Source organism: Bacillus sp. AR13-1 (assembly GCF_008042285.1).
Lineage (GTDB): Bacteria > Bacillota > Bacilli > Bacillales > Bacillaceae_G > Bacillus_A > Bacillus_A mycoides.
The window spans coordinates 12,874-28,848 of record NZ_QNUA01000033.1; the positions used below are offsets into that span (position 1 = coordinate 12,874).

Genomic DNA, 15,975 nt, shown 5'->3' on the forward strand with positions numbered 1-15,975 from the left:
TGTATATGTCAATGTTGGAAACAGTAGCTCAAATGTTAGTGTTAGGTGATGCGATGGATGGCCTAGTTAATACAGGGGTTTCATTTATTACATGGATGCAAAGAGGAGCACAGGTTAGTACAGCTATTGTATTTTGCTTGGGCGCTTATCTTTTAATTTGGGGTGGTGAACGAGGAAGACATAAATGTGTTTGGTGGTTTATTGGTGGGGCAGCCGGACTCGTTATCGTAATGGGATGCATGTACTTATCAGAGAGCGTAACGAGTAATATTAAATTTGGTCAAATCTTATTCCCGTTTCTCTGGATGAAATAGTGAAAAAATATAAATAAGGCAATGAGGAGGCTATGCAAAGGGTATGGCTTTTTTTGTTGCCTTTTTTCATTGGAATTTAAAGTAGATGTGAGAAAGGAGAAGCCATGTTTGTCATTTTTAAGAGTAGCAATGGAACAGAAATTGAGTCGGGTAAGCAATATTCGTTTCATGAAGCTTATATCTTAACTAAGCGATTAGAACGAGTTTATAGAGAGGCAGGGCGGCAAGAACATATTGATTTCGATTTGTTAGATGGTCATTCTAATGAAATTTATAACGGTACGTTATCGCTTGGTTCGAGATATGCAGATCACATTTTTGATCACATTTCTAAAAAAATGAATGTGATGCAATTAGATCCAGAACAAGAGGAACAAAAAAAGGAGCTGTTAGAAACGTTAGAAAGGGAAATCAATGATTCTCCTTTTCATGAAGAATATGAATATCAAGAAGAATTACCAGTAAGGAAGGAAGAACCCTCTTATAGTCCATCGAATGAAATAGAGCCACAAGTAAAGCCTGGAAAGGAAAATAGAAAAGGATTTAAGATCATTGCGAGTGTCATAGGAAGCGTGGTGTTAATTGGGGCTGGTGCCATATTTGCCTTTAAGTTATTCTCTTCCGAGCCAGTTTCGAGTGCAAATGCTGGTTCTGAACAATATGTAGTAAAAGGATTACAACAGGCAGCTATTCAACAGTATGGAGAAGCCGTTAAATACTTCGATAAGGTCAATTACACAGAATTAGATAAAGATAGTCAGAAGGCAGTTTTATTTACTTATTTATTAAATGGAAAGGCAAATAAGGCATTACAATATGAGCCGAAATTTGCAGAAAGTGTGGTTGCTTATTTTATTGGGATAGACAACATGAATAAAATCAATGAAATTGATGTCAAAAATGATGTAATCGACTTTGAAAAGGCAGCGCTTAATAAAAAATATGAGGAGGTAATTAAGCTTAAGGGGAAAGTCAATATGGACGGTAGACGAGAAAAACTCATTGTTGAAGCTTTTGTAAATCTAAAAAAATATGAAGATTGTTATTCTTTTGCCAAAACGCAAGGAAATAAAAACGTAATGAAAGAGGTCAAAGAATTAGAGAAACGAGATATTCAACAATCTACGATAAGTGAAGAGGAAAAGAAAGCTAAGATTGAAAAAATTGATAAAGATCTACAGAACATCTAAGGGGGAGAGAATAACATGCCTTTAAATTATGAGAATCTGTACAAAAAAATGGGAATTGTTTTTCTTGGTGGTTCATTGATATTAAGTACGACAGGTTGCAGTTGGTTTGGGAGTAAGGAATCATCAAAAAGTAAATCAGCTATTACAAAAAAAGTAGATAAGAATAAGCCGGATGAAAAGAAAGAAGATCTGAACAAACAAGATTTCGAAGCAATTACAGAGAATGCAATTCAAAGTAAGGATAATGAAGTTGCTTATGTTCTCGAAGAACTGGATAAATCGAAAATTAATTTTAAAGAGAAATCTATTGTAAGTAATCTTCAAAACGGAGATGAAACTACTTCCCGTGTTCTAGCACTCTTTGATAAAGCAACGAAAGATAAATCAATTCAGGATACAGCAAAGGATAATGTGATTGCAGCTATTACTGATAATAAGCCACAAGTCAGCGTGAATGGAGATCATTTTGCATTTGGCGATCAAAATATTGATTCTTCAGTAGCGAGTATAGGAGATATTCTTCCATCAGAGAAGAAACCAGATGCAAGTGTGAACCCACCAATTATAACGGAGGGTGAGAATGGTAATACGGAAAATACAGGGACAGAAAAACCAAAACCACCTATAGAGCCACCAATAGAGCCGGAAAAACCAATAGAGCCGGAAAAACCAACAGAGCCGGAAAAACCAACAAATCCAGAGAAACCAACAAATCCAGAGAAACCAACAAGAAACCAACAGATCCAGAGAAACCAACAGATCCAGAAAAGCCAACAAACCAAGAGAACCAAACAAACCAAGAGATCCAGAGAAACCGACAGATCCAGAGAAACCAACAGATCCAGAGAAACCAACAGATCCAGAGAAGCCAACAGAACCGGAAAAACCAACAGATCCAGAGAAGCCAACAGAACCAGAGAAAACAACGAATCAAGAAAAGCCAGTTCTGAAACAAAATGAAAAGATGGTAGCGAGTAAATAAAGAAAAAATCAACTGATATTATCAAAAAGGTACTCATAAAAAGAGTGCCTTTTTAATTTGAAAATACATGTAATCTAATCTTTTTACTGAAAGGAGTCATATCAATGTTTATTAATAGTACAAATTTCAAATCTAGATAAAAGTTTAATGGTGGTAGGTCGAGTAGGGACAGGGAAAACGAGGGAATTGAAGAAAATGGCTTTAAGTTTATCAAAAGTTTTAGTGTTAGATCCACTGAGGGAATACGAAGACGAAGAATTAGAGAAGCAAACAGAGGGTCATGTGACTTTACAACATTTAGATTGTGAATCGAATGAGGGGTATAGGAATTTTAAAATTACAGAAGATGTGATAAATATAGCTAAAAAATTTGAATATGTAATTGTAGATGAAACCAATTATTTATGTCAGGAAGATTCTATATACTTTCTTCAACAAATGAAGGATTCCGATATAAAAGTAATAGCAAGTTTTCAAAAAATGCCATCAGATGCCCAAATTACTAAGAAATTTGGATATATCATATCTTTAGATGTAACAAATGATTTCGATAAGATAACAGAGTATGAAAAATATAATTATGATTCGGGCTTTGGCTTAAAGAAGTAATATGTGTGGCTATATTGAACAGAGGTGATGCTTTGATATGTATAGTGAAAAGATACCAATCAAATATAAATTAGCTGAAAAAGAAGTACTCATTCCATTGAGTGCTTTTTTGTTTGTTGGAATGTTTTTAATCGCTAATTTTTTACTTAACTTATCTTTAGAGCTGATAGAAACAACATTGAGTGATTTATTACACCCCAAACCATTTCATATGGAGGTAGGATTTCTTTTTCGGATGCCAATTGTAGAGCATCCGATATACTACATGCTTGTTTTCCTTGTAGTGATTGGAACCATTGTGAGAACGGTATACAAACTAAACTCTTCTTTTAAAGATTTAAATAATCATCAGAAAGGGTCTAGTCGCTTTACAGAAGTTGAAGAGTTGAAAAAACAGTATCGAGCTGTACCAGATCGAGAGGAATCATTTAAAGGTGGCGGTGTTGTTATCTCCCGGCTAGGTGACAAGGTATTTATTGATGATAGTCCGGTAAACAATTTAATTATTGGTACAACACGCTCTGGTAAAGGAGAAACCTTTGTATTTCCTACAATTGATGTCTATTCCAGAGCGGAACATAAACCATCTTTAATTTTTAACGATCCAAAGGGTGAATTATTCAGTGCCTCAAAAGAAACGTTGGAAAAACGAGGGTATCACATTGAAGTTCTGAACTTGTTAAGCCCGCTCGATTCTATGAGTTATAACTTGTTGCAGCTCGTCAAAGATGCCTATAAAGATGGGGATTATTCAACGGCACAGTCATTATGTAAAACACTTTCACACACGTTGTATTATAAACCAGTTGTTAAAGATCCTTTTTGGCAAGATTGTGCTATGAGCTTATGTAATGCCATGGTCTTAGCTATAACAGATAAATGTATTACGGAGGGAACAGAAGAAAAGATAACGATGTATGCAGTAGCTAACATGTTATCGGAACTTGGTTCGAAAGAAATTATTATAGATCCAGATGAACCACCTAAAAATGCTTTAGATTTATATTTTGAGAGTTTGCCATCAGACAGTGTTGCGAAAATGCAATATGCAACTTCTAATTTCTCAAAAGGGCAAGCTAGAGGTGGTATTTTTACACAAACAATGAACGGTTTATCTATTTTTACATTTGATGAAATCGCTAAAATGACAGCAAAGAATAGTGTGGATTTAAAACGTGTCGGTTTTGGAAAAACGATAAAAGGAAAAGTAACACCTAGAAAACGAGTGGAAATTGTATTTCCAGATGGCTCAAAGGAGTCTATCAAGGCAGATATTACAGGACGCTTTGCATTAGATTTTAAACAAGTAATAAAAGTTGGAGATACCATTCAATGTATTGAAAAGGAAAATCCTCAAACGAAAACATCTATTTCTATTACAAAAATAGATGGGAAAACGGGTCATACAGAATTTAAATTAGTAGAAGAAAATGAAGATATGGAAGTAACAAAAGTGGATTATTTCGATAAACCAGTGGCTATTTTTATGATTACACCAGACTTTGATTCTTCGAATCATGTGATTGCTTCTATTTTTGTAAGGCAGCTTTATTTTATATTGGCTAAGGGTGCATCCCTCGCTCGTGGAGGGAAATGTCACCGTGAGGTGGTGTTTTGCCTAGATGAGTTTGGAAATATGCCGAGTATTGAAGGAATGGCGAATATTATCACGGTTTGTCTCGGTAGAAATGTTCGCTTTAATCTTGTGATCCAGGCATATGCACAATTAAAAAATAAGTATGGTGAGGATGCAGATACGATTGATGGAAACTGTGGGAATACAATTTACATTCTAACTAACGATCAAGAAACCGCCGAAAAAGTTTCCAAAAAACTAGGGAATCAGACAATTAACCTACCTTCCCGAAGTGGAAAAGGTCTTTCTACTGATAAAAATAAAACGGAAGGTCTAGATCAACGCCCACTGTTAACAGCAAATGAACTTATGAATTTTAAAGAAGGAGAAAGTGCCGTTATTCGTGTCATAAAACGTCAGGATAATAACAGAAAACGGATCAGACCTCGCCCGATTTATAATAGGGGGGAAACAGCCTTAAAATACAGATGGGAGTACTTAGGAGTAGAGTTCGATACAGATAAATCTATTTTAGATATAGATATTGATTCCTTACATGATGATGTAAATCCGAAAACACTCATTATAGATTTTCTAGGAGAAAGAAAAGCAAAACAAATGGAGAAACAACCATCAGAGCCAGAACAGGAAGATTTGTCACCAGTAGAGACACCGCAGCCAGTAGAACAACCAACAATGATGGGAATTGATGAAGATATTCCGGAAGAGGCGTTTCAACAGGAAGATAGCCCATTTGATACCCTCTCCATTGAAAATTGGAAGGGAAAAACGGTTAATGAATTTTTTGAATCTGATTTAGCGGTTTTAAAATTGGTTGATAAGTTCTTTTTAGCGCAGTTAGGTAAATCAATAGATGAAGTTGAAAATCAAGTAATGGGCGAGTTTTACAGTGAATTTCAAATGTTAGCTCACAATGACCACATCGACAAAAGTGTTTATCAAGCAGTCGAAAACAAGATTAATCGAATCTTGCGTGATTTAGAAGAAAAAGAACAGGTGACGAGTTAGAAAAGCACTCAAATGATTGAGTGCTTTTTTGAATCCAAACTAAAGGAGGAAGAGGGAATGTGTGTACCAACAATAACGGATAAAATGCAATTGATTTTAGATAGTTACTCGCCATTTGTAACAGAAGAAAATGAGGTCATTCTTGGTCTAGAAGATGCGGTTCTTTTCCTTTCAGTAGATCGGGAACAAAAAGGGAAATTGATTATTCGTATTGACAGACTGAATGAGAGAGTGAATTGGACAGCAAAAGAAGTATTAGGGCAATAGCAAGCATGAGAGGAGGGTAAATAGTGAAAGATGAAGAGATTTTAAAGGTTTTAGAAACGTTCTCGGATTATCTTCAAGTAGGAGACATCGTGAATTATGTATTGCGTTGGCTAGGATGGTTCCTAATTGTAGGATTATCTTTAGTTGTAGATGCTTTAGAAGGTGTTACAGATGCCATACTGGGGATTAAAGGTTTTTTTAATTCACCAGAAATACAAAATTTTGTTGATATGTTATATCCATTGTTTGTCGTTCTTTTAGCCATATCGTTTTTATATATTGGCTACATGTTCATTATGAACAAACAAATGAACCGTTCTCAAATTATCATCAATATTTTTGTAACACTGAGTGTACTTTGTTTATTAAGTACTGGTATGACAAAGGTCGATAAGTTCACCGATGATGCCATAGCAGTTGTAAAGTCAGAACAAAAAGGATCATTGAGTGATGAAATTATTAAGAAAAACATAACAGATATTGCAGTGATAGATCAAAATGGATGGAAAAAGAAAGAGGATATGAATCCGAAAAATCATATTCCAGAAAAAAATATTAGACAGATAGACATTACAGAAAAAATAGATTCGGATTTTGAGTTTGCAAAGGATAAGGAGTTATCTGAAGGTGGGCAAGATATCCTCAAAAATAAAAGGGTAATGGATGGGATGGGAGTCGCATCTTTAGCAGAATTAAAAGATGGATGGTTTGATTTCTTTCCCGAAAAGTATTATCGCTGGCATTGGAATTTCTGGAATATATTCTTTACTTTACTGATAACAGGATTAACGTTGTTATTAGTAAGTATTAAGTTAGCTAGATTATTTTATGAATTGGCATTTAACTACTTGTTAGCGAACATATTAGCACCAGCCGATGTTGCGAATGGTCAAAAGTTAAAAGCCGTGTTATCCAATATCCTCAATATATTTATAGCAACAATTATGATATTCCTATCTTTAAAGCTATATATAATGGGAACGGCGTTTCTCCATGACAAATTAAATGGTGTACCGTATCTGATTGCATTAGCCGCATTTAGTATGGCAGTTCTAGATGGCCCGGCAGTCGTAGAAAGGCTATTTGGAATAGATATTGGATTAAAGAGCAGTTGGGGCATGTTAGCAGGTGGTTTCGCACTTGGTAAAGGAATTGGCGCTCTTGCAAATTCAAAACCAATGAAGGGTCTCGGAAATATGATTGGAAAAGGGGCGAAAGGTGCAGCGGAAGGAACTGGTGTTGCAGCAGCAAAAACAGCAAGTGCGGCAGCGATGGCAACAGGTGGCATGGCTGGTCTTATAAGTGGCTTGAAAAAAGGGAATGAGTCTGAAAATAAAGAGTCCTTGCAAGATCAAATGAAAAAAGCGGATCAGAAGAAAGCAAATGGAAATGATTTAGCAAAAAATGAAAAAGAAAAAGGTAACTTAAATAAGGAAGAAGATAAAAAGAATGGTGGTACGCCATCTATTCAAGAAGATATGAAAAAAGGAGAGAACGAAAACCCTGGGGTAGCAAATGGGCAAGAATCGGGAACAACAAGCCTTCAAGATGAAATGAAAGAAGCTGGAAAAGCAAATGGAGCAAGTGAAGGAAATCCAACAGCCGGAGGAGTAAGACAAGGAACAAGTGTCAAACACCAGGAACAGTAAGACAAGGAACAAGAGAAGGAAGTGAAAGACCAACAACAGGAACAGTAAGACAAGGAGCAAGTGAAGGAAGTCCGGCACCAGTAGAAACATCAAGACCAGCACCAAGCGGAAGTAGCCCGGCACCAGTGGAAACATCAAGACCAGTACCAAGTGGAAGTAGCCCTACAGCAGTAGAAGCATCAAGACCAGTACCAAGTGGAGGAAGCCCGGCACCAGTGGAAACATCAAGACCAGTACCAAGTGGAAGTAGCCCGGCACCAGTAGAAGCATCAAGACCAGTACCAAGTGGAGGAAGCCTGGCACCAATGGAAACACCAAGATCAGTGCCAAGTGGAAGTAGCCCGGCACCAGTGGAAACACCAAGATCAGTGCCAAGTGGAGGAAGCCCGGCATCAGCCGACATCGTAACGGTGACACATAGTAGCCCAATTATTCCTTATGAAAGTGATAAAGAAGTTGCAGCAAGTAGTAGTCATGAAACACGGACATTAGGACAATATACAACGGATAAAGTTAAAAATACGACATCATCCATGAAACAAAAAGTAAAAGGAGTGCAAGAACGAATTAATAATACTGAAACGGTACAAAGTACAAAGCGTTTTTATCAGATGGGTCAAAATACAGGTAGAAGTTGGAGAGATATTGTGAGCAAAAATAAAAATAATACAGATAAAAAATAAGCGTAATCGTACGCTTATTTTTTATTGTCGAAAAGGAGGGAATTCCGATGAGAAGCTATCGGATTCCGAAGGAAATCAGTACAGAATTACGGATTAATAAAGTGCTTTATTTAATAGACTTCTTTTTATTAATTGGTTTATTAGTTGTAACGATGATTCTTAGGAATTTCGTACATGATTCCTTTCAGTTACCATTTGTTATTTTCATGGCAGCTATTGCAATAATTATGATTTGGCGACCAAGTACGAATCCTCAAAAACGAATGTATGAAGTGTTGATTATTACATTGTTAAGAAGAAAAGGTGCATATTGTGCCATTGATAACGATCAATAAGGGAGGGATCACATATGGCGTTATTCAGTGAAAAAGATGTGGAAAAAGAGAAACCAAAACAAATAGAAAGACCAATTAAAAAGGCATTTCATTTTAACGAAAAAAATGTAGAAAAAACACTTTCCGAACCCAAAGAAATTGTTAAAGTGTTACCTACAAAAAAGAAAGAGGAAGAAAAACCAAAGGCAGAAATCAAAGCAAAAAAACAGAAAAAAGAAAAACCAAAGAAAGATGTTTTTCTAAAGAAAAACCCGAAATTTCTAGGCTTTTTCTCTAGAAAAAAGAAAGAAGCACCACCAAAGGTGAAGAAAAGTATTGCGGAAATTATGCAAATCATAGATATGACGGAGGATGGCATATTTGAGCTGAAAAATGAGGAGTTTTTAGAAATTCTTCAAGTCGAAGGTGACGATATGTTCTCTAAGAATAGTGAAGAACAAGCATTTGTTATTTTTTCACATGCTTATTTTTATCAAGCCTATAAACAGTCAATTAAACTCGTCTTTTTAAACTTCCCATGTCAAACGACCGAACAACAAAGATATATAGAGAAAAAAATTAAAGAATGTACCAGTCCTTTGTATAAACGAATTTTAAACCAGAAGTTAAAAGAGCTTCAATTTTTAGAATGGGGAAGAACAAATCGTGAAGCTTTCTTATTTATTTACGGAGAAAGCGAATTAATCGTAAAAGAACGTGTGGATGCAGCCAAACGATATATTAAACGTTCTACAGAATTATTAGAGGTAGATGAAGAAAAGAAGTTAGAACTTATGTTTAAATTGTTTAATCAAAATGCAAAATTAGGAAAAAAAATATATGGTAGTGAGGGGGAAACAACATGTTTGCGTTCAAAAGCAAAAAATCCAAAAAGGAAAAACAAAAAGAACTAAAAAAGAAGAAAGGCTACAATCCTTATTTAGTAGCTAGAGTCCAACCACAAGGGGGGGTAAGTTTTAAAGAAAGTTATGTGCAAACAGGTGATGGATTGGGTACTTGTATTCATGTTTTTGACTATCCAACAGAGGTAAATGATTTTTGGCTAGAACAAATTATGAATATGCCAAACGTTATTACAACATTAGATGTGATGAGTGATGATCGTAGAGAGGTCGTTGAATCCATTAATAAATCTTTGAGTGAACAAAGTGTTCGGCATGATACAGCGAAGGATAACATAGATCGGATAGATGCGAAAAATGAATTCTTAGAGCTGGAAGCTCTCTATACGGATTTGAAGCAAGGTGAAGTCATGAAACGTATTCACATCCGTATCTATGTTTCCGCTAGAACAGTAGATGAGTTAGAAAAACAAGTGAAAGAAATCATGGAAACATTAGAATCCTATAACTTTCGAGGAGCTGTCTTTTTAAATGAACAAGAATATGAATGGGATGCACTCGTAACGAGCTTTGATACACAAAAAAACTATGTGAACCGAAGAAAAGGGAAAGAAATTCCGGCGGTCAGTCTGGCTGGTGGGTGTCCATTTCACTATTCCTATTTGCACGATCCATACGGTACGTATTATGGAACAACAAAAACGAAAGGAAATGTTATTTTTGATATTTTTCATAAAGATAAACAAAGGAAGAGTTATAACGGAGTAATGATTGGAAAGCCTGGTGCTGGAAAATCAACATTATTAAAAAAGAAAGCCGTAGATTATGCAAGTAAAGGTCATTTCATTCGCATTTTTGATGTTGTAGAAGAGTTTACGGATACGGTAGATGAGCTAGGTGGGAAGACAATTGCATTAGATGGATCGCAAGGTCAAATTAACCCACTTCAGGTATATAAGACGGCAGAAAGTGAAGAAGTTAGTTTTATTCAGCATTTATCTAAACTGACAACTTTTTATCGTTTTATTGCACCAGAAGCAAAAGATGATGAAATTAAAGAGTATGAAAATTTGCTTCGAAAATTATATATTCGTATGGGATTATGGAATGATACAAAAGGGGCAACAAATGAAATTACAACAAGAAAACCCAAAGAATATCCTATCTTCTCTGATTTTTTAACGTTTGTTCGTAAAGAATTATATCAAGATGTAGAAGGTAGAAAGCATCATGATAATTTAGGGGAAAGTAGAATCCATCGTTTAGAATTAATTGAATTAAATCTTATGAATTTAGTAGAAGCATATGCAGAATTATTCGATGGGCATTCTACAATTGAAGATTTCAAGAAAGAACAAGTTGTATCTTTTTCCTTACGGAATATATCCAGTTTTAAACCGGAAGTGTTTCAAGCGCAAATCTTTAATGTATTGAATCTCCTTTGGGATGAAATGATTTCAAATGGTGCGCCTCAACTAAGAGCCTTTAACAAAAAGCAACTTGATTTTGAAGATGTTGTTCGTTATTTCATTATTATTGACGAGGCACATCATATTATAAACACGAAAAAAGAAAGCGCTCATGCTCTACGATTTTTAATCAAATTTAGTCGAGAAGATCGAAAATATTTTGCAGGGCTTTTATACGCAAGTCATAGTATACGAGATTTTGTACCGGATGGATCGTCACAAGAAATGGTGGATGAAATTAAAGTGTTATTTGAGTTAACACAGTACAAATTTATTATGCAACAAGATAATAACAGTTTAGATATGTTACGAAAAGTATTTGCTGGACAGTTAAGTGAAAGTGAAATTGCAGCAATCCCACATTTACCTACAGGGGATGTCATTTTAAGTATTGGAGCTGTAAAAAATATTCACTTTCATGTAGAAGTAACAGACGAAGAATTGATGTTATTCGGAGGAGGTGCTTAATACCATGCATCTGGTTTTAAAGATAATACCAAGGAAATGGCTCATCACTTTAGCATTAATTGTGATGGGTCTTTTTTCTTTTCTTTTACTTGGATTCGTTAGTATTTTTATTGCAGCAATGGGGAGCGATAGTGGAACAGACACAGGTGATATTACGTATACAGGTGAAGGGCAGGTCATGAATGTTTCACCCGAAGTTTTAAAATGGGAACCTACGATTCGGAAGCATGCGAAAGAGTTTGGTGTGGAACCGTTTGTTGCTTTAATGCTTGCTCAAATGATGCAAGAGAGCGGTGGGCGTGGTAGTGATCCGATGCAAAGTTCTGAAGGGGCGTTTAATACGAAATATTGCAAATCACCAAACTGTATTACTGATCCAGATTATAGTATTTGGGCTGGTGTACAGGAGTTTAAACATGCGATAGAAAGAGCCGGAGTAACGAGTCCAGGAGACATGGATCATATCAAAACAGCCCTCCAAGCTTACAATTTTGGAACAGGTTTTTTTGATTTTGTTAATTCAAATGGTGGCAAGTATACGAAAGAATTAGCCATAAAATTCTCACAGGAGCAATACAAAAAAGTAGCCCACACTGGTATGTATCATTGCCTTAGACCAGAAGCTGTACCGTATCAAGCGTGTTATGGCGATATAGTGCGCCCGTAAAGGGAGTAAGAGAACATGGTGATTGCAAATCATTAGGTCTTCCCTAAATGACCTAGCATCACTTGACTAACCTTGGAGGGAAACTGAAGGGGGACAACAGCATGTCAAGAAAGCCGTAAGTTGATTAATCATCGAATCACGACTGAACGGCAAGATGTGAAGTATGGATAAGGATGAAAGCTATACTGCTTGAACGATAGCACAAGGAAGGCTACCGTAACTCATTTCGGAAGATGGTTATATACGGAATGTGGTAGATGACATAGCGATAAAGGTGTCGTCGCTATGTATAGGGACATTTACTATCCTCCACTATACGTGGAAACGTGTGAAAGTCGCATCCGAAACCATATGTGCAAATCTCTTATCTCCTAAACGGGGATTACCTAAGTTGGAATGCCAGAAGGCTATTGAGGATGACTTCAAGGCTCTGCCAAGAAGTGTGGCTCATGAATATCCAATACGGTAACGGAGCCTTCATAGTAGTCCGAGCTAGGGAAAGCCTAGTGCATGGCGAAGGAAGGCAGTCTGTCCGCTTAAAAATGAAATTGGGGAGGTGCGAAAGGCATCATGCAAAGTCCAAAAGTAGTATTAAGCAACCTGCAAAAACAGAGTCAGAAGGAAGACTATAAATTCCGACGACTCTATCGAAATTTGTACAATCCAGAGTTTTATTTCACGGCGTATGACAATCTTAGTAAAAATGATGGAGCACTCACAATGGGTGTAGATAAACGTTCTATTGATGGATTTTCAATAGAAATTATTGAAGAACTTATAGAAACTCTTAAGCAACGGACATATCAACCGTTTCCATCAAAAAGAGTATATATCCCTAAGAAAAACGGAAAGAAAAGACCATTGGGTATACCAAGTTTTGCGGATAAATTGGTGCAAGAAGTTGTGAGAATGGTATTGGAAGCGATATATGAACCAACGTTCTCCATATCATCACATGCTTATCAAAAAGGTAAAAGCTGTCACACGGCACTTCAAGAAATCCAAAGAACGTTTACTGGTAGCAAATGGTTTATTGAAGGGGATATTAAAGGGTTTTTCGATAACATAAATCATCATACTCTGATTGGCATCTTAAGAAAACGTATTGAAGATGAGGCATTTATTGAACTGATATGGAAATTTCTTCGTGCTGGATACATGGAAGAATGGAAATTTCATAATACCTTTAGCGGTGCACCGCAAGGTGGTATTATCAGTCCACTTCTTTCGAATATCTATTTAAACGAACTGGACCAATACATGATGGATTTTATACAAAAATTCAATCAAGGAAAGAAACGTAAGATAAATCCAGACTACGAACGAAAATATACTCAAATGAGAAAAGCGATTCGGAAGTATAAAATTGCATTAGAAAATGAACAAATGGGAGAAGCGGAGCAACAGCTAGAACAAGCTAAAGCATTAAAGAAGGAATTAAGCTCAATTCCATATAGCAATCCAATGGACTCAAATTATAAACGTCTTACTTATGTCAGATACGCTGATGATTTTCTAATTGGTGTGATTGGTTCAAAGTATGACGCTAGAAATATTAAGGAAACACTGACTGAGTATCTAATGGAGACACTTCAATTGGAATTGTCACAAGAGAAAACGCTTATAACCCATGCTTCCGAAAAACATGCAGGATTTCTCGGTTATAACATTCGTGTTTTTAGAGGAAGTGAACCTCGAAAAGATGCGATTGGCAGAGTATGTAGATACCTTAATGGAAAAGTTCAGTTAAAAATGCCTCACGAAGCTTGGGTTAACAAGTTGAAAAAATACCAAGCTATCAAAATGAGTGCCGATGGCACATGGATGCCAAAAGATAGAGGGTACTTCCTTCATAATGAAGATTTAGAGATTGTCGCTCAATATAACAGTGAAATAAGAGGGTTATACAACTATTATCGGCTAGCAGAAAACGTGAGTAATCATATGCATCGTTTTGCTTACTTTATGTATTACTCTATGCTGAAAACATTTGCATCTAAGTATAGAGTTAAAACAAAAGAGATTCGAAAACGATATGAGAAAAATAAGCGATTTACTGTCACATATAAAACATCTCAAGGAGAAAAACAAACATATTTCATTGAACGTAGTTTTCCAAGAGAGAAAAGGTCAAAAGAAGCGAATTTAGACCTAATTCCAGATACAAAATATGTGTTAAGTGAAACGAGACTTTCTGATCGAATCAAAGCAGAACGATGTGAATTGTGTGGGAAAACCAACACCATAATTCATATGCATCACGTAAAAAGGTTGAAAGACATTAAAAATAAGCCGAATAAATCCTTCCTAGAGCAACGTATGGTTTCAAGGAATCGTAAAACCATAGCGTTATGTAAGGAGTGCCACGTTAAAAGGCACAAAGGAGAAGTATAAGCAGGAGACAGATGGAGAGCCGGATACATTGAGAGATGTAAGTCCGGTTCGGGGAGGAGCATTTGGAAACCTATCACAGCAATGTGAAAAGGCGCTGGGTGCTTACTCTACCTGTACGTCGATGCGGTTTTGAAATATTATCAACCGGGGTCTGTCGTTTCTGGTGGTGGAGGAAATCCAGGAAGTGGAGGAAGTAGCGGTTCAAAAGTTGCCGATGTAGGTCGTCAATGGATAGGGCGTTCTACATATGTATTTGGTGGTGGACGTAACACAAATGACATTGCAAGAGGGATTTTTGATTGTAGTAGTTTTGTACGCTGGGCATTCGAACAAGTAGGGATGTATACCAGTCCAATAGGAGCTGTAAGTACGGAAACATTAAATAAAATCGGTACAAAAGTATCAGCAAATGATATGAAACCGGGTGATGTTATTTTCTTTGATACCTATAAACATGACGGGCATGTTGGCATTGTAATTGATAAAAACACATTCATTGGATGCCAAACAAATAAAGGTGTTTCCATTGAAGATTTAAATAATCCGTATTGGCAAAAAGTCTTTTCTGGTCATGTAAGAAGGTTCTAAAAATATGAAAAAGTAAAGGGGAAATTACAATGAAATTAATAGAAGCACCAGTTAAGGGATTTGAAAATGCAGTTATAAAACCATCGAATTATTTGATTGAAAAAGATGGTGATAATTTTCTATTACATCGGGAATTGAAAGCAAACGAGATAGCACACTTTATAGAGCACAATATATTTGACTATGAAGGGAAAACATATTTATTGGTGGTAGCAAATTTCCCTTCAGAAGAAGCGGCTAAAACAGGAATACAATCCTACTGGAATGCTACTAAACAACTAAACGATATTACGAAGTAAAGGAGGAATGGATATGAAAGATAAACGAAAATCTTTGTTTATTGTGTTTGTCATTTTAGTTGTAGGTGTGACAGCTTTTAATATCTATTTGAGCAAAAAATCAATGAGTGATGGAAAGGAAAAACAGTTAAAACTTTCAAATGAATTACTAACAAAACAAAATGAAGATTTAAAAAAACGACTGGATAAGGTGCTTCCATCCGCACAAGAACAACAGAGAAGAGCGTACTTATCGACAGCCGAAACGTTTATTCAATTATCATTTCATCGAGAAAAAGAAGGCTACAATGAGCGAAAAGAAAAAGCAAAAACCATTATGAGTGAAGAACTATTACAACAATTTTATCCAACTGATAAATACGAATTAGGAGATACGTATAAAACGAAACCAATAGAAATGAAGTTTTATTTACAAGAAAATGAACCCGATAAAGAGGAGATAAATGTGTTAGCTGAATTTATAAATGTCACGACAGATTCAACGCAAAATCGAGAAGAAAAAGTAAACAATGTGTTGCGAATCATCATAAAAAAAGAAAAGGAAACATGGCGAGTTACGAGTGTAGAAGAACTCAATATGAAAGTTTTATAACGAAAAAAGGTGGGGTGAGAGT

11 protein-coding genes and 4 pseudogenes are annotated in these 15,975 nt (G+C 35.9%); all 15 read left to right on the top strand.

Features of this window, described 5'->3' with window-relative positions; all coding sequences use genetic code 11:
- Positions 1-5: 5 nt before the first annotated feature.
- The 15 genes and pseudogenes from DN408_RS21540 (at position 6) to DN408_RS21610 (ending at position 15,953) form a co-directional block, all read left to right on the top strand.
- Entirely contained in the window at positions 6-314 is a 309-nt protein-coding gene (locus DN408_RS21540; RefSeq protein ID WP_078178825.1) for a hypothetical protein, read from the top strand.
- A gap of 104 nt (positions 315-418) precedes the next feature.
- Positions 419-1,504, top strand: coding sequence for a hypothetical protein (locus DN408_RS21545; RefSeq protein WP_078178826.1), 1,086 nt, complete (start codon positions 419-421; stop codon positions 1,502-1,504).
- A 15-nt stretch (positions 1,505-1,519) separates the two neighbouring features.
- Positions 1,520-2,464, top strand: coding sequence for a hemagglutinin (locus tag DN408_RS31760; protein ID WP_255449133.1), 945 nt, complete (start codon positions 1,520-1,522; stop codon positions 2,462-2,464).
- Between the two features lie 169 nt (positions 2,465-2,633).
- On the top strand, positions 2,634-3,095 hold the full coding sequence (locus DN408_RS21555; protein WP_078178827.1) for a hypothetical protein: 462 nt from the start codon (positions 2,634-2,636) through the stop codon (positions 3,093-3,095).
- A gap of 37 nt (positions 3,096-3,132) precedes the next feature.
- Positions 3,133-5,700, top strand: a complete 2,568-nt coding sequence (locus tag DN408_RS21560) for a VirD4-like conjugal transfer protein, CD1115 family (RefSeq protein ID WP_147740391.1) — start codon at positions 3,133-3,135, stop codon at positions 5,698-5,700.
- Between the two features lie 57 nt (positions 5,701-5,757).
- Complete coding sequence (locus DN408_RS21565; protein WP_000338017.1) at positions 5,758-5,967, top strand: hypothetical protein; 210 nt, start codon at positions 5,758-5,760, stop codon at positions 5,965-5,967.
- Between the two features lie 23 nt (positions 5,968-5,990).
- Positions 5,991-8,299, top strand: a pseudogene (locus DN408_RS21570) (pLS20_p028 family conjugation system transmembrane protein).
- Between the two features lie 47 nt (positions 8,300-8,346).
- Positions 8,347-8,634, top strand: a complete 288-nt coding sequence (locus DN408_RS21575; protein ID WP_002130425.1) for a DUF5592 family protein — start codon at positions 8,347-8,349, stop codon at positions 8,632-8,634.
- Between the two features lie 14 nt (positions 8,635-8,648).
- Positions 8,649-9,460: pseudogene (locus DN408_RS21580) on the top strand (hypothetical protein).
- A 15-nt stretch (positions 9,461-9,475) separates the two neighbouring features.
- On the top strand, positions 9,476-11,413 hold the full coding sequence (locus DN408_RS21585) for a VirB4 family type IV secretion system protein (RefSeq protein WP_078178735.1): 1,938 nt from the start codon (positions 9,476-9,478) through the stop codon (positions 11,411-11,413).
- A gap of 4 nt (positions 11,414-11,417) precedes the next feature.
- Positions 11,418-12,071, top strand: a pseudogene (locus DN408_RS21590) (lysozyme family protein); the annotation flags it as partial.
- Between the two features lie 579 nt (positions 12,072-12,650).
- Positions 12,651-14,474 carry a reverse transcriptase domain-containing protein gene (locus DN408_RS21595; RefSeq protein ID WP_078178733.1) on the top strand — a complete coding sequence of 608 codons (1,824 nt, stop codon included), beginning with the start codon at positions 12,651-12,653 and terminating at the stop codon, positions 14,472-14,474.
- A 111-nt stretch (positions 14,475-14,585) separates the two neighbouring features.
- Positions 14,586-15,062 (top strand): annotated as a pseudogene (locus tag DN408_RS21600) (C40 family peptidase); the annotation flags it as partial.
- Positions 15,063-15,091: 29 nt separating this feature from the next.
- Complete coding sequence (locus tag DN408_RS21605) at positions 15,092-15,361, top strand: hypothetical protein (RefSeq protein WP_078178731.1); 270 nt, start codon at positions 15,092-15,094, stop codon at positions 15,359-15,361.
- Positions 15,362-15,374: 13 nt separating this feature from the next.
- Complete coding sequence (locus DN408_RS21610; protein ID WP_078178730.1) at positions 15,375-15,953, top strand: MerR family transcriptional regulator; 579 nt, start codon at positions 15,375-15,377, stop codon at positions 15,951-15,953.
- Positions 15,954-15,975 lie beyond the last annotated feature (22 nt).

Coding starts and splice junctions, on each gene's coding strand:
- DN408_RS21565 (WP_000338017.1), top strand. CDS start 5,758: ATGTGTGTACCAACAATAACGGATAAAATGCAATTGATTTTAGATAGT.
- DN408_RS21540 (WP_078178825.1), top strand. CDS start 6: ATGTCAATGTTGGAAACAGTAGCTCAAATGTTAGTGTTAGGTGATGCG.
- DN408_RS21585 (WP_078178735.1), top strand. CDS start 9,476: ATGTTTGCGTTCAAAAGCAAAAAATCCAAAAAGGAAAAACAAAAAGAA.
- DN408_RS21560 (WP_147740391.1), top strand. CDS start 3,133: ATGTATAGTGAAAAGATACCAATCAAATATAAATTAGCTGAAAAAGAA.
- DN408_RS31760 (WP_255449133.1), top strand. CDS start 1,520: ATGCCTTTAAATTATGAGAATCTGTACAAAAAAATGGGAATTGTTTTT.
- DN408_RS21595 (WP_078178733.1), top strand. CDS start 12,651: ATGCAAAGTCCAAAAGTAGTATTAAGCAACCTGCAAAAACAGAGTCAG.
- DN408_RS21545 (WP_078178826.1), top strand. CDS start 419: ATGTTTGTCATTTTTAAGAGTAGCAATGGAACAGAAATTGAGTCGGGT.
- DN408_RS21605 (WP_078178731.1), top strand. CDS start 15,092: ATGAAATTAATAGAAGCACCAGTTAAGGGATTTGAAAATGCAGTTATA.
- DN408_RS21575 (WP_002130425.1), top strand. CDS start 8,347: ATGAGAAGCTATCGGATTCCGAAGGAAATCAGTACAGAATTACGGATT.
- DN408_RS21555 (WP_078178827.1), top strand. CDS start 2,634: ATGGTGGTAGGTCGAGTAGGGACAGGGAAAACGAGGGAATTGAAGAAA.
- DN408_RS21610 (WP_078178730.1), top strand. CDS start 15,375: ATGAAAGATAAACGAAAATCTTTGTTTATTGTGTTTGTCATTTTAGTT.